The sequence below is a fragment of the Arthrobacter roseus genome, from assembly GCF_016907875.1.
GTDB classification, from domain to species: domain Bacteria; phylum Actinomycetota; class Actinomycetes; order Actinomycetales; family Micrococcaceae; genus Arthrobacter_J; species Arthrobacter_J roseus.
On record NZ_JAFBCU010000001.1, the window covers coordinates 1,820,514 to 1,833,323 of the forward strand.

General features: G+C 59.1%; 12 protein-coding genes. 7 read left to right on the forward strand and 5 right to left on the reverse strand.

What is annotated here, in order from left to right; genetic code table 11:
• Nucleotides 1-248 precede the first annotated feature (248 nt).
• Nucleotides 249-974 (forward strand): glycosyltransferase, encoded by a 726-nt coding sequence (locus tag JOE65_RS08915; protein WP_205162855.1) that lies wholly within the window; start codon nucleotides 249-251, stop codon nucleotides 972-974.
• 77 nt (nucleotides 975-1,051) lie between these two features.
• Here JOE65_RS08915 and JOE65_RS08920 read toward each other — a convergent pair whose 3' ends face one another.
• The 4 genes from JOE65_RS08920 to JOE65_RS08935 form a co-directional block, all read right to left on the reverse strand.
• A complete protein-coding gene (locus tag JOE65_RS08920) occupies nucleotides 1,052-1,390 on the reverse strand; it encodes an RNA polymerase-binding protein RbpA (RefSeq protein ID WP_205162856.1) in 339 nt (112 codons plus the stop codon).
• Between the two features lie 169 nt (nucleotides 1,391-1,559).
• A complete protein-coding gene (locus JOE65_RS08925; protein WP_205162857.1) occupies nucleotides 1,560-2,507 on the reverse strand; it encodes an SPFH domain-containing protein in 948 nt (315 codons plus the stop codon).
• Between the two features lie 39 nt (nucleotides 2,508-2,546).
• On the reverse strand, nucleotides 2,547-3,023 hold the full coding sequence (locus JOE65_RS08930) for an NfeD family protein (RefSeq protein WP_205162858.1): 477 nt from the start codon (nucleotides 3,021-3,023) through the stop codon (nucleotides 2,547-2,549).
• Nucleotides 3,024-3,123: 100 nt separating this feature from the next.
• On the reverse strand, nucleotides 3,124-3,990 hold the full coding sequence (locus tag JOE65_RS08935; protein WP_205162859.1) for a methyltransferase domain-containing protein: 867 nt from the start codon (nucleotides 3,988-3,990) through the stop codon (nucleotides 3,124-3,126).
• 74 nt (nucleotides 3,991-4,064) lie between these two features.
• Here JOE65_RS08935 and JOE65_RS08940 point away from each other — a divergent pair, with 74 nt between their 5' ends.
• From JOE65_RS08940 to JOE65_RS08955, 4 genes are read left to right on the forward strand one after another with little or no spacing between them, the layout of a single operon-like run.
• Complete coding sequence (locus JOE65_RS08940; RefSeq protein ID WP_205162860.1) at nucleotides 4,065-6,092, forward strand: prolyl oligopeptidase family serine peptidase; 2,028 nt, start codon at nucleotides 4,065-4,067, stop codon at nucleotides 6,090-6,092.
• A 39-nt stretch (nucleotides 6,093-6,131) separates the two neighbouring features.
• On the forward strand, nucleotides 6,132-7,859 hold the full coding sequence (locus JOE65_RS08945) for an aldehyde dehydrogenase family protein (protein ID WP_205162861.1): 1,728 nt from the start codon (nucleotides 6,132-6,134) through the stop codon (nucleotides 7,857-7,859).
• A gap of 12 nt (nucleotides 7,860-7,871) precedes the next feature.
• Entirely contained in the window at nucleotides 7,872-8,414 is a 543-nt protein-coding gene (locus tag JOE65_RS08950; protein ID WP_205162862.1) for a GNAT family N-acetyltransferase, read from the forward strand.
• Between the two features lie 15 nt (nucleotides 8,415-8,429).
• Complete coding sequence (locus tag JOE65_RS08955) at nucleotides 8,430-10,823, forward strand: ATP-binding cassette domain-containing protein (protein WP_205162863.1); 2,394 nt, start codon at nucleotides 8,430-8,432, stop codon at nucleotides 10,821-10,823.
• Between the two features lie 232 nt (nucleotides 10,824-11,055).
• Here the strand turns inward: JOE65_RS08955 and JOE65_RS08960 are convergent, their stop codons facing one another.
• Nucleotides 11,056-11,931: a Rieske (2Fe-2S) protein gene (locus tag JOE65_RS08960; RefSeq protein ID WP_205162864.1), complete on the reverse strand. Its 876-nt coding sequence runs from the start codon at nucleotides 11,929-11,931 to the stop codon at nucleotides 11,056-11,058.
• Between the two features lie 145 nt (nucleotides 11,932-12,076).
• Here JOE65_RS08960 and JOE65_RS08965 point away from each other — a divergent pair, with 145 nt between their 5' ends.
• Complete coding sequence (locus JOE65_RS08965; protein ID WP_205162865.1) at nucleotides 12,077-12,487, forward strand: DUF3054 domain-containing protein; 411 nt, start codon at nucleotides 12,077-12,079, stop codon at nucleotides 12,485-12,487.
• Nucleotides 12,488-12,528: 41 nt separating this feature from the next.
• Complete coding sequence (locus tag JOE65_RS08970; protein WP_205162866.1) at nucleotides 12,529-12,807, forward strand: Lrp/AsnC family transcriptional regulator; 279 nt, start codon at nucleotides 12,529-12,531, stop codon at nucleotides 12,805-12,807.
• The last annotated feature ends 3 nt before the right edge of the window (nucleotides 12,808-12,810 follow it).

Here is a 12,810-nt window from a genome sequence, read left to right on the forward strand (position 1 = left end):
ACGGCGTCTGCCATTGGGGTACCCCCGCAGACACCGCCCCGGCACTGCAATGAGGTGGGTTGGCGCGTCATTAGAAAACAGGTCCGGTCTGTTGGCTGTTTCTGGTCCGAAGGCGCGTGGACCCACCCGCGGCAGATCCGCCTGCCGAACCACTTTGCCAGCTGGCCTATACTGGAACACTTGCTGTGTGCATCTGCCATAGTCCAGCTGCGTTCCAGCAGCCGCGAACAGCCTAGGAAGGTATCTGAGTGCGGGTCCTAACCATCATTCCCACCTATAACGAGATTGAGTCGCTCCCCGACACACTGTCGCGACTGAGAACATCTGTTCCGGATAGCGACGTTCTGGTGGTTGATGACAACAGTCCTGACGGAACCGGTGAGTTCGCTGATGGAATTGCCGCGGAGGACCATAACGTTCACGTTCTTCATCGACAGGGCAAAGAGGGCCTCGGGGCAGCGTACATCGCCGGTTTTCGTTGGGGCTTGGAACGCCAGTATGACGTACTCGTGGAAATGGACGCCGATGGTTCACACCGCCCCGAAGAACTAATGTCCCTGCTTGCCGCGGTGGATGAAGGCGCAGACCTGGTTATCGGATCCCGCTGGGTTCCGGGGGGTAGCGTGGTCAATTGGCCACTGCACCGCAAACTCATCTCGCGAGCTGGTAGCACCTATTCCCGGCTTCTGCTCGGTCTCCGGCTTCGCGATATCACCGCCGGTTACCGCGCCTTTCGTCGGACAACGTTGGAGAGCGTAGACCTCTCGCAAATCGAGTCTGTAGGCTATGGGTTTCAAGTCGACATGACATTTCGCGTAGCGCGCCAGGGAATGCATATTGTGGAGGTTCCCATCACCTTTGTGGAGCGTGTTTTGGGGGATTCAAAAATGAGCGGAAACATCGTGGTCGAAGCCATGCTGAATGTCACGCGCTGGGGCTTACAAGCCCGTTGGGCGACATTGACTCAGCGCTGACTGGTCCGCGTACTGGATTAGCGCTTAAACGTGTAGGGCCGGGGCACATGCCCCGGCCCTACACGTTTAAGAAAAGCTCATGCTGAGCGACGACGTTGGCGCAGCTTGGTCAGGCGGTCCTTGAGGATCTGCTCGAGTTCTTCGACCGACCTGCGTTCAAGGAGCATATCCCAGTGGGTGCGCACTGGCTTGTCGTTGGGGTTGATCGGTTTTTCTCCATCAACAATGATGGCTTCTTTGCCCGTCTTGGAAACCCATACCGGAGGAATTTCTGCTTCGGAGGAGAAGGTGACGAAGACCCTCTCGCCGTCGCTGCAACGGTATTCGACGCGCTGGCGCGGTGCTGGCTCGACGCCTGACTCCGTTTCCATGCTCTGCGCACCGAGGCGCATGCCCCGCAGGCTGCGATCGCTCATGTGTGACGGCTCCCTAAAGTAGTTCTGACGGTGTGCCTTCGGAAAGAAGGAAAGTCTTCGGCTGGCATTGGATTTACCAGACTCCAGGCATAACGTGTAAGGTGCCCGGCATATTCCGCCAGACACCGTACACATCTGCGGTTTTTATAGTAGAAGAGTCAATTATACGCTATGATCCCTGGCCAACAGGTCCAGAGTCCATCGATGATGAGGCTGCGTCCGGGGTGGAGTTTCCGAGTACGTCGCCAATACCCTTGAGTGCTTCGCCTATTTCGCTAGGAATGATCCACAGCTTGTTAGCGGTTCCGTCAGCGAGCTTGGGCAGAGTCTGCAAGTACTGGTACGCCAGCAGTTTCTGCGTTGGATTTCCCGCGTGGATGGCGCCGAAGACCTTCTCGATAGCCTGTGATTCGCCGTCGGCCCGGAGAATTGCCGCCTTTGCGTCGCCCTCGGCGGCGAGGATCGAGGCCTGCCGCTGACCCTCGGCCGTGAGAATGGCGGACTGCTTGGTGCCCTCCGCCGTGAGAATGGCCGCACGGCGGTCACGTTCGGCACGCATCTGCTTTTCCATCGAGTCCTGAATGGACAGGGGCGGGTCAATGGCTTTGAGCTCAACACGGCCAACCCGGATGCCCCACCTGCCGGTTGCTTCGTCGAGGACACCGCGCATCTGACCGTTGATCTGGTCCCTGGATGTCAGCGCTTGTTCGAGGTTCAGGCCGCCAACGACGTTTCGGAGTGTCGTTATTGTGAGTTGCTCAACGGCCTGAATGTAGTTTTGGATTTCGTAGGTCGCCGCGCGAGGGTCCGTCACCTGGAAATAGACGACGGTGTCGATTGAGACCACCAGGTTGTCCTCGGTGATAACCGGCTGTGGTGGGAAGGAAACCACTTGCTCACGGAGGTCCAGCATTGGCAGAACCCTGTCCACGAACGGAATCAGGATGGTTAGTCCCGGGCCAAGGGTGCGCTGGTACTTACCAAGGCGTTCGACGACGCCTGCCCGTGCTTGCGGAACGATCCGGATGGACCTGACCAGAATGATCAGTACAAAAATGACGAGAACGATCAGGACTACGGTGAGACCTATCGATCCGGCGCTGGCGCCGTCGTTCATATTTCCCCTTGTATGTTGGGTTGTAGTGAATTGATCCCGTTATGGGAGCAGAGATCCGGAGTCTGTCTGCCTCAAGGCATGGACCACGGCGGTGGCCCCGTCGATCCTGGAAACGGAAACGCGTTCCCCTGCCTGGACCGATGAACCATCAGCAGTTTTTGCCGACCATGTGTCGCCACCAAGTTTCACGAGTCCTGAGGTGCCTGTTACCGGTTCCAGCGTCATGGCTGTTTCCCCAATCAGACGTTCCATGTTGGTTCGTTGCTCACGCGGGCCCTTTTTCAGGTGTTTCAGAGCGATAGGCCGAACAAGGACGATCATCAGCAGGGCGACGACGCAGAACACGACAACCTGCAGCACGAACGGTGCACTCAGGAATGTGGCAATCAGGGCCGCGAGCGCGCCAGCCGACAGCATGAGAAAGAAGAGGTCAAGCGTCAGGGATTCGATCGCGGCGAGAGCCAGGAACAGGACCAGCCAGAGGATCCAGATGTTTTCGACGATCCATTCGAACATTGCTCCCCCTGGAGTCTGTTGCGATTCCCGTAAAGGTCTGCGACGCGGGTTGCCTTTGCCAGAGACGCCGGTACCTCTATCATGCCTGAAGTGAGGCTGGTTACATAGTCGATGGGATCGGAACCGTGGCAACAGGCCCAAATACCTGGAGGCTGAAGCGTGCGGTGACGTCCAGACTGGTTAGGCAGGACGCAGAAGATTCGACCGCTTCGACCGTCGTGTGGAACGCAGAAGGGCCCATGAGGACGGCGTTGACGACGTCGAACTGGTTCAGGTGCATCGAGTAGGAAATCTCCCTTGACTCAAGCTCCTCAAAAAGTGGCTGCACCGACTTGCGTAGGTCACTGGCCTTGTCTTCGTCCACGTCGAGCATCCCGACGGTTTCCCGCAGTTCCTGAAGGTGGCCTGGCAGCGGGGTGACAACAACGAGTCGGCCGTCCGGTCGCAGGACACGATGGAACTCAGAGAAGTTGCGTGGCGCAAAAATGTTGATGATGACATCAATAGCCGCGTTTTGTAGGGGTAGCCGCTGCCAGACGTCCCACACTAGGCTCAAGGGCCGGCCCTCGGTGCGGGCGCAGCGCCGGAGTCCGTATCTGGAGATATCGAGCGCCACCGCGTCGGTCCCGACGATTCTTTGTTGCAATCGTTCGAGGTAATAGCCTGTCCCGGCTCCGACGTCGAGCAGCAGTGACGCCTCCACGTTTACGCTGCGCTGTACTGCATCAGCGACAGCGTCCGCCAGGGGCACGTAGTGACCAACGTTCTGAAAGTTCTCCCGCGCACGCACCATGTCGGCGGTGTCGGCCTGAAATTTCGTTCCACGGCCGGTGAGAAGATTGTAATAGCCCTGTTTCGCAGCGTCGTAGTGATGTCCCTGCCGGCACGCCAGCTGGTCCACGTCAGAAATGAACATGCTGCCGCGGCAAACCGGGCAGCTGAGTGCATCGATGGGAGAGGAGGTCACCGACCCATCGTAAAGCTACTCGCCACTGCTCAACTGAATTCGCACCGATAGTGCCTTCGGACTACGCTCAGGGGGTGAAACCAAGTGACTTGTGTCTCCTTAATTCTCTGTCCGCGCCAACACTTCATTCGTCGGGGGACCGGGTAGCCGTCTCCGTGACAAGGCCGGATTTCGACGCCGACAGTTATGTCGGCCAGATATGGGAAGTACCCACCGGCGCTGGCAACCCACGGCGTCTCACCCGAGGGTTTCGGGATACGTCTCCACAATATTCGCCTGACGGAACGCTGCTGGCCTTTCTGCGTGCCGGACCAGACTCTCGTCCTCAGCTGACCATGATGAGGACCGACAGCGGCGAACCGATGGTTATCTCCGATCAGCACAGCGGAGTGTCGTGGTTTTCTTGGGCGCCCGACTCCCGGAGCGTGGTATTCACGTCCAGAGTTGCCGAACACGGACGGTACGGGACGGTCGACGGCATCAGCGCCAGCGCCGAGGACCCCCGTCTGATCACCGCCAAAAAGTACCGGATGAACGGATTGGGCTATAGCACGGACCAGCGAAGCCATGTATTCGTGATGGAAGTACCGGATCCGGATGCGGAACCCTATATAAAACCGGTAGGCCGTGCAGCCGAATCCCGGAAGGAAAGTGACAGCGCTGAGTACAGCGGCTTCCCTCCCGTGCATCAGCTGACCTCCGGCGACACCGACTACGGCGACCCAGTATTTAGCACGAACGGCCAAAAGGTTCTCTTTAGTGGTTCACCTGTTGCAGGTGCGGACGACATGCTGATGTCGGTACTGTACGAGGCGCCGAAGGATGGCGGCGAACCCTCGGTCATCCGGACACCTGAGGGCATTGGTTGTTCACGGCCGGTCCAAAGCGACGATGGAGCATTGCTGTACTTTCTAGGCAGCGATCTTGGCCCCGCCGGTGTGGATTTTGTTGCGCGCAACTCTGCCCTCTACGCCATGCCTGCAGGCGGGGGAGCGGACGCCGACCGGCTGACGGACCCGGAGAGTATCGATCCAGATGAGGTTGGCGACATCATCCCGCTGGCATCTGGCGGAGTGCTCGTCTTCAACCGGACCCGCGGTACCGGGCAGCTCTTGCATATTTCGGCGGACGGAACGCTCGACGTCGTATCGTCCGGTGAGCGAATCATCACGGGGGCCGCCGCAGCCGGTACAACCGTCGTCGCCACCTATACGGACCCGGCCACCGCAGGGGATGTTGCCAGGGTCGACGGCGGCTGGCGCCCCCTGAGTGACTTCTCCAAGGACCTCAGAGAACAGACGCGGATCGAAGCGCCACGGGAAGTGACGTTCACCGCACCGGACGGTTACCCTGTCCACGGCTGGTTGGTCCTGCCACCCGGTGAGGGCCCGCACCCCGTTCTGCTGAACATTCATGGCGGCCCGTACGCACAGTATGGCGTTGGACTTTTCGATGAAGCTCAGGTCTATGCCCAGGCCGGCTACGCCGTCCTGATGTGCAACCCGAGAGGGGCCGCCGGTTACGGGCAGGAACACGGACGCGTCATCAAGGAGGCCATGGGAACCGTTGACTTCGACGACGTCATCGCGTTCCTTGAGGGTGCCCTCGATGCGAACCCCGAGCTGGACGGTGAGCGGCTGGGTATCATGGGCGGATCCTATGGCGGCTACCTGACCGCCTGGACCATCTCGCAGGATCACCGGTTCACCGCAGCGATCGTGGAACGCGGCTTTCTGGATCCGCCGTCCTTCATCGGTTCCTCCGATATCGGCTGGTTCTTCGGTGGCGCGTATACAGGAACGGATCCGGAGAAGGTCCGTGACCAGAACCCGTTTGCGCACATCGATGCCGTGCAGACGCCCACGTTCGTGATTCATTCCGAAGAAGATCTGCGTTGCCCGCTAGAACAAGCACAGCGCTATTACACGGCCTTGAAGCTCAATGGAGTCCAAACGCAGCTGCTGATCTTCCCCGGCGAGAACCACGAACTCTCACGTGCCGGAACGCCCTGGCACCGCCGGCAGCGTTTCGAGCACATCCTACGGTGGTGGGCCCATTATCTGCCCACTGCTCAGAACGCACCCGACGAGCCCGGCCAGTAGACGCGATTCCAGAGTCATCATCCACAATTCGGAGGCATCATGAATACGAAACCCCAAGAAGGCGGTCCTGACGCCAGTAAGAGGCAGGCACTCGATGCCGACATTGCTGCATTGAAGGCTGGGGAGCAGCGCTGGGCTCAGACGGATGGGCCGGGCCGGTCCGCGCTGTTGGCCGCGCTCCATGAAGCTGTTGGTCTCGCAGCGAAAGAGTGGGCGAAGACAGCTGCTGAATTCAAAGGTATGGACCCAGAATCTCCGTTCATTGGTGAGGAGTGGACGTCCGGGCCCTACGCGGTCCTTTCCGCTCTCACCGTCCTGCGCGAAAGCGTCGATGCAATCGACCGGGGTGAGAGCCCAGTTGAGAAGACCCGCTTCGGGCATGCTCCCGGTGGACGGGTGACCGTACCCGTTCTTCCCCACAACTCTTATGAAGCGCTTCTGCTGCACGGTTTCAGCGCGGACGTCTGGATGCTGCCGGGAGTGACATCGGGTGAGGTTAGGTCAACGGCTGGACTGGGTGCGCTCACGCCTGAGGCGACCGGCGGCGTCGGCCTCGTCCTTGGCGCTGGCAACGTTACGTCAATTCCAGCGTTGGATGTCCTCTACTCACTGATCGCCGCAAACCGTGTCAGCATTTTGAAACTCAACCCGGTAATGGACGCCATGGGCCCGGTGTTCGAGAACGCCTATGCTCCCTTGATCAGCAGGGGGCTGTTGCGCATAGTCAGTGGAGGTGGCGACGTCGGCGGTTACCTTGCGCATCATCCAGACATCTCCCATGTCCACATCACCGGTAGTGCCGCGACGCACGACGTCGTTGCCTTTGGCCCTGGAGAGGAGGGCCGACGGCGGAAGGCCGCCGGCGAGCCGAGCCTCGACAAGCCCATGACGAGTGAACTCGGTGGCGTCTCACCGATCATCGTGGTGCCGGGGGAGTGGACCGATGCGGACCTGCGTTACCAGGCGGAGCACGTGGTGACTCAGCGCCTCCATAATGGGGGCTACAACTGCATCGCCGGACAAACGGTCCTTGTCAGTTCCGAGTGGCCACAGAAGGACAAGTTCCTGGACGCTATTCGCGATGTTCTCAATGAGGTGCCGACACGCGACGCTTGGTACCCGGGAAGCGATGATCGCGTGTCGGCTGCGCTGGAGTCGTATCCGCAGGCGGAACGTCTGGGTCCGTCGGGGCAACGCCTGCTGGTAGATGTCAGTACGGACGCTGACACCATGCAGAATACCGAGTACTTTGCGCCGGTTCTGGGATTCCTTGAGCTGCCGGGGTTGGAGCAGGATTTCCTGGACCAGGCAGTCAAAACCGTCAACGACGACTTCCTTGGCACGCTGGGCGCTAACGTCATCGTCGCGCCAGAGACAATGAGCAGCCTTGGGCACGGCTTCGATGAAGCGATTGCGAACCTGCGATACGGCACCATCGCGATCAATGCCTGGACTGCACTTGGCTTCCTCACCGCCGCGGCGCCGTGGGGAGCATACCCGGGCCATACTCTGGAGAACGTTGAAAGTGGAATCGGTGTGGTTCACAATGCGTTGTTGCTTCAGAATCCTGAGAAGACAGTGGTTCGAGGACCGTTCCGGCCCTTCCCGCGGTCTGTTCGGCATGGTGAGTTTGCGCTCTTTCCAAAACCACCATGGTTTGTCACGGCCAGAAGCGCCGCAGCAACAGGGCGCCTGCTCACCGAATTCGCAGCCAAGCCGGGTTGGCTGAGATTACCTGGTATTTTTGCCAAAGCATTTCGTGCCTAGGGCCTCGGGCCGGTGAAGTCCCTGAAAACTGAACGCCTGGTCTTACGACCGTGGGAAAGAAGCGATGCTGAGTTCGTCTACGACATGTACTCACGATGGGATGTTCAACGCTATATCGGGCAGATCCCCAGGCTGATGCAGGACACTGATGAGGCGCGGACCCGCATTGAGCGTTGGCGGACGTCATTTGATGGCGTACATGGGATCTGGGCAGCCCAACGGGTGGAGGATTCCCGGCTGGTGGGCACCATTCTGCTCAAGTCCATACCGTCCTCCGGAATCGAACCGCTGGAACCCTCGGGCGATACGGAAGTGGGATGGCATTTTCACCCGGATTTCTGGGGGCAGGGCTATGCTTCAGAGGGAGCCGCAGCTGCGTTGAACAGCGGGTTCGAGGCAGGCTTGGAACGGATTGTCGCGGTAACCAACCCGGAGAATCTGTTGTCCCAACGAGTGTGCTCGAGGCTTGGGATGAAAGCGCAAGGACTCACCGATCAGTATTACAACTCCACGTGCGAGTTGTTTGTCGCAAACCGACCACCGGAGCTCGGATAATTAGATGGAGACGCAATGAGCAAGGGCGCAAAAACTTCCTCGGAGCATCCAGCTGAGATGCACGTCGCCGATAGCCACGATCTGATCCGCGTCCAGGGTGCCCGTGAGAACAATCTCAAGAACATCGACCTCGACATCCCCAAGCGCCGGTTGACGGTGTTTACAGGTGTATCCGGCTCAGGCAAGAGTTCTTTGGTGTTCGCAACAATTGCCGCGGAATCGCAGCGGATGATCAACGAGACCTACAGCGCCTTCGTCCAGGGCTTCATGCTGTCGCGGGCTCGTCCTGACGTTGATGTGCTGGAGGGACTGACAACGGCGATCATCGTCGATCAGGAACGGATGGGGGAGAATCCCCGGTCAACTGTCGGTACGGCAACCGATGCTAATGCGATGCTGCGAATTGTCTTCAGCCGCCTCGGACAACCACAGATTGGCTCACCCCAGGCATATTCGTTCAATGTTGCATCGATCAGCGGTGCCGGGGCAGTGACCTTGGATCGGGGCGGCGAGAAGGTCCAAGAGCGTCGCAGCTTCAGCATCACTGGGGGTATGTGCCCGCGCTGCGAGGGAATGGGCAGGGTCTCCGATATTGACCTGAGCGCCCTCTACGACGACAGCCTCTCACTCAATGAGGGAGCCATTACGATTCCGGGGTACAGCATGGATGGCTGGTACGGCCGGATTTTTCGCGGCTGCGGCTTCTTCGACCCCGACAAAGTGATCGGCAAGTACACGAAGCGGGAAATGGGCGATCTGCTCCACAAGGTGCCGACGAAAATCAAGGTAGAGGGGATCAACCTCACCTATGAAGGGCTGATCCCAAAGATCCAGAAGTCGTTCCTCTCAAAGGACATCGATTCCCTTCAGCCACATATCCGCACCTTTGTTGATCGGGCGGTGACATTCCAAACGTGTCCGGAGTGTGAAGGGACAAGGCTCAGCGAGGAGGCCCGGTCCTCGAGAATCAACGGGAGCAACATCGCCGATCTCTGCGCCCTGCAGATCAGCGATTTGGCCGAATGGGTGCACCACCTCGATGAGCCGTCGGTTGGCCCCTTGGTCACGGGCCTTCAGCATCTACTCGATTCTTTCTCTGACATTGGCCTGGGATACCTGTCACTGGACCGTCCCGCAGGCACTTTATCCGGGGGAGAGGCGCAGCGAACCAAGATGATCCGTCATCTCGGCTCGGCGCTGACGGACGTCACCTACGTCTTTGACGAGCCAACGATCGGCCTGCATCCGCACGACATTGAGCGGATGAACAAGCTGCTGCTGCAGCTGCGGGATAAGGGCAATACCGTCTTGGTCGTTGAGCACAAGCCAGAGACGATTGCGATTGCCGACCACGTTGTTGATCTCGGCCCTGGCGCAGGCACGAAGGGTGGGTCCGTGTGCTTTGAGGGCACTCTTGAGGGGCTGCGGGGGAGCGAGACAACAACCGGCCACCACCTCGATGACCGGGCTGTCCTGAAGGATTTATTACGTTCACCCACGGCTTCATTTGAGATTCGGGGTGCTTCGACGCACAACCTCCAGGACGTTGACGTCGATATTCCGTTGGGGATGCTCTGCGTACTCACTGGTGTGGCAGGCTCCGGTAAGAGCTCGCTTATCAGCGGTTCAGTGGCAGGCAGGGAAGGCGTTGTGGTCATTGACCAAGGCGCAATCCGCGGTTCACGGCGGAGTAATCCCGCCACGTACACGGGCCTGCTGGACCCGATCCGCAAGGCTTTCGCAAAGGCCAATGGGGTCAAGCCAGCGCTGTTCAGCTCAAATTCCGCGGGGGCTTGTCCCACCTGTAATGGTGCGGGCGTCATTTACACGGATTTAGGCGTCATGGCCACCGTAGAGTCCACCTGTGAGGAATGCGGTGGGAAACGGTTTTTGTCCTCCGTGCTGGATTATCAGCTGGGCGGACAGAACATTGCTCACGTTCTGGCGATGCCGGTCACTCAGGCAGAGGAATTCTTCGGGGACGGCGAGGCTCGGACGCCGGCCGCTCAAAAGATCCTGCAACGCCTTGTCGACGTCGGACTGGGCTACATCAGCCTTGGCCAGCCTCTCACAACACTCTCTGGCGGCGAACGCCAGCGCCTCAAGCTTGCCACCCGAATGGCTGAAGATGGCCGTGTTTACGTTCTCGACGAGCCCACCACTGGATTGCACCTAGCCGACGTCGAGAATCTGCTCGAAATGCTTAACCGGTTGGTCGACTCTGGAAAATCGGTCATCGTCATTGAACACCATCAGGCAGTGATGGCCCACGCCGATTGGATCATTGATCTGGGGCCAGGCGCCGGACACGACGGCGGCCGCGTCGTTTTCGAAGGCACGCCAGCGGACCTTGTCGCGGCGCAATCAACCCTGACTGGGAAGCATCTAGCAGCGTACATCGGGACTTGAGCTCTGGCCGTTGTTGAGCTCTATTAGCCTCTATCGATCTGCTCCACGAAAACGCCGATAATCTACATTATGTCAAGTAACGTGTTAATCGGTCATTTAGGAACAATGTAGCTGCTTCCCGTTATACGCATGGATGCAGCCGATGCCGTTCGCTTATCAGTCATACAATCCATCAATCCTTGCATAGCCTGTGCGCACCGTTTTCCTAATAGGTACTGAACAGCCGGGGCTGCTAGCTTTCGCTCTGGGCCGCCACCTGGACGACGCCATCAACAATCCTCGTTTTCAGGGCCGCTTGTGGTGCAGTGGCAGGACCACGAATCACTCCCCCGCTGTCCAGCGCGAATGTGCTCTGGTGCCACGGACAGACAACGCACGGGCTTCCACCGACGTCGGCCACTGAGCCCTCGTGGAGTGGTCCGGCGAGGTGGCTGCAAACATCAGACAATACATAGATTTTTTGACCGCGACGATAGACGGCCAAGGATGAACCCTCAAGCGCCCGCTGAGACAGCTGATTCTCCGGGAAGTCTGTGAGGAGGCCCAGATCCTGCCAGCCCTTGCCCTCGAAGCTGGTGAGATCGTCGGAATGGTCCATACCCACTTTTTGCCTGAACGACAGGTGTCCGCCCAGAAAACCTCCGGCCAATACAACCACCAGGCCACTGTAAGAGAGTGCCTTTCCTGCCACGCTCCGCTGAGCAGCGCGCTGCTGCCAGGAAGCGGCATAGAGCAGGACTGCCATGAGGTTCGCCGTCGAATGAACTATGCCCACGCGCTGTTGCGATGGATCAGTCTCCGACCAGTCGGCGTAACCGCTGGCGGCTGCTGGGGCAGCACTGAGGACCCCGACGCCGATCAACGTCCGGGCTGCCCGCTCCGTGCCCGGAATGACGTCTAGGATAGCGGCGGAGATCCAGGATCCAAGAGGAACTTGAACCATGAGTGGATGCAATGGATGGCCTAGTGGGACGCCATGGAGTAGGTCCCGGACATGTTGCGGTTGAAGAACCTTCTGGACCACTTCCCTGACCCTGTTGACAATCGGATCGAGGCTCTGTAACTTTTCAAGCCGGACCACGAGGTCCGAGGGCCGAATGTTCACCATGGGACTCCCCTGCCGTTCCACTCTCTGCCGATGCTGAGATACCAGCCTGACGCGCTTCCCCAAAGCATACTTACTGTGTTCGCGCTTCGCTAGGGTGCGACGAGCGAATTCCAGGGCCTGTGCGCTGAGCCGCTACGGTTGAGGCATGGTGTCGAATCAACACGCGGAGCACTCCCCCAAACGCTGGGTCCTCGTTCTGCTGACGGACCTGCTGCTCGTCCTCGCTTTTGCGACCATGGGCCGCACCCAGCATGAAAGCGGTCTGACGGCGATGGGAATTCTGTCGACGGCGGGACCGTTTCTGGTAGCATGCGTCGCCGGATGGTCGATCACCCAGAACTGGAACTCACCGATCCGCTTCTGGCCCAACGGCGTCCTGGTATGGCTCGTTACAGTTATCGGCGGACTAACCTTGCGTTCGCTTCTTGAACACCCCCCAGCGCTCAGTTTTCAGATTGTTACTCTGCTGGTTCTGGGAGCGCTGCTACTCGGTCACAGGCTCATCCGCGGTTCCCTCGGAAGACTTAAGAATGCTGCGGACTCGAAGGGCAAATAGACTTGGCGCATATCACCACGCATCTAGAAGGAAGGCCAACCATGATCACCGCATTCGTTCTCATCCAGACGGACTCGAAGCGAATCCCGGAGAGCGCACAAGAAATCTCTGAGATCGAGGGTATCAGCGAGGTCTACTCAGTGACCGGAGGTTGTGACTTGATAGCCATAGCCCGGGTGGACCGGCACGAGGATCTCGCGGATGTCATCGCTGACAGGCTGTCAAAGATCCAGGGCGTGGTCGAGACCACAACCCAGATCGCTTTCCGTTCCTACTCGTCGAACGATCTGGACGCAGCCTTCTCCCTGGGCCTCGAATAGGTT

Bases quoted from the DNA above. Each gene is read 5' to 3' on its own strand.
- JOE65_RS08965 (WP_205162865.1), top strand. From the start codon at position 12,077: ATGGTGTCGAATCAACACGCGGAGCACTCCCCCAAACGCTGGGTCCTC.
- JOE65_RS08955 (WP_205162863.1), top strand. From the start codon at position 8,430: ATGAGCAAGGGCGCAAAAACTTCCTCGGAGCATCCAGCTGAGATGCAC.
- JOE65_RS08970 (WP_205162866.1), top strand. From the start codon at position 12,529: ATGATCACCGCATTCGTTCTCATCCAGACGGACTCGAAGCGAATCCCG.
- JOE65_RS08930 (WP_205162858.1), bottom strand. From the start codon at position 3,023: ATGTTCGAATGGATCGTCGAAAACATCTGGATCCTCTGGCTGGTCCTG.
- JOE65_RS08960 (WP_205162864.1), bottom strand. From the start codon at position 11,931: ATGGTGAACATTCGGCCCTCGGACCTCGTGGTCCGGCTTGAAAAGTTA.
- JOE65_RS08925 (WP_205162857.1), bottom strand. From the start codon at position 2,507: ATGAACGACGGCGCCAGCGCCGGATCGATAGGTCTCACCGTAGTCCTG.
- JOE65_RS08920 (WP_205162856.1), bottom strand. From the start codon at position 1,390: ATGAGCGATCGCAGCCTGCGGGGCATGCGCCTCGGTGCGCAGAGCATG.
- JOE65_RS08945 (WP_205162861.1), top strand. From the start codon at position 6,132: ATGAATACGAAACCCCAAGAAGGCGGTCCTGACGCCAGTAAGAGGCAG.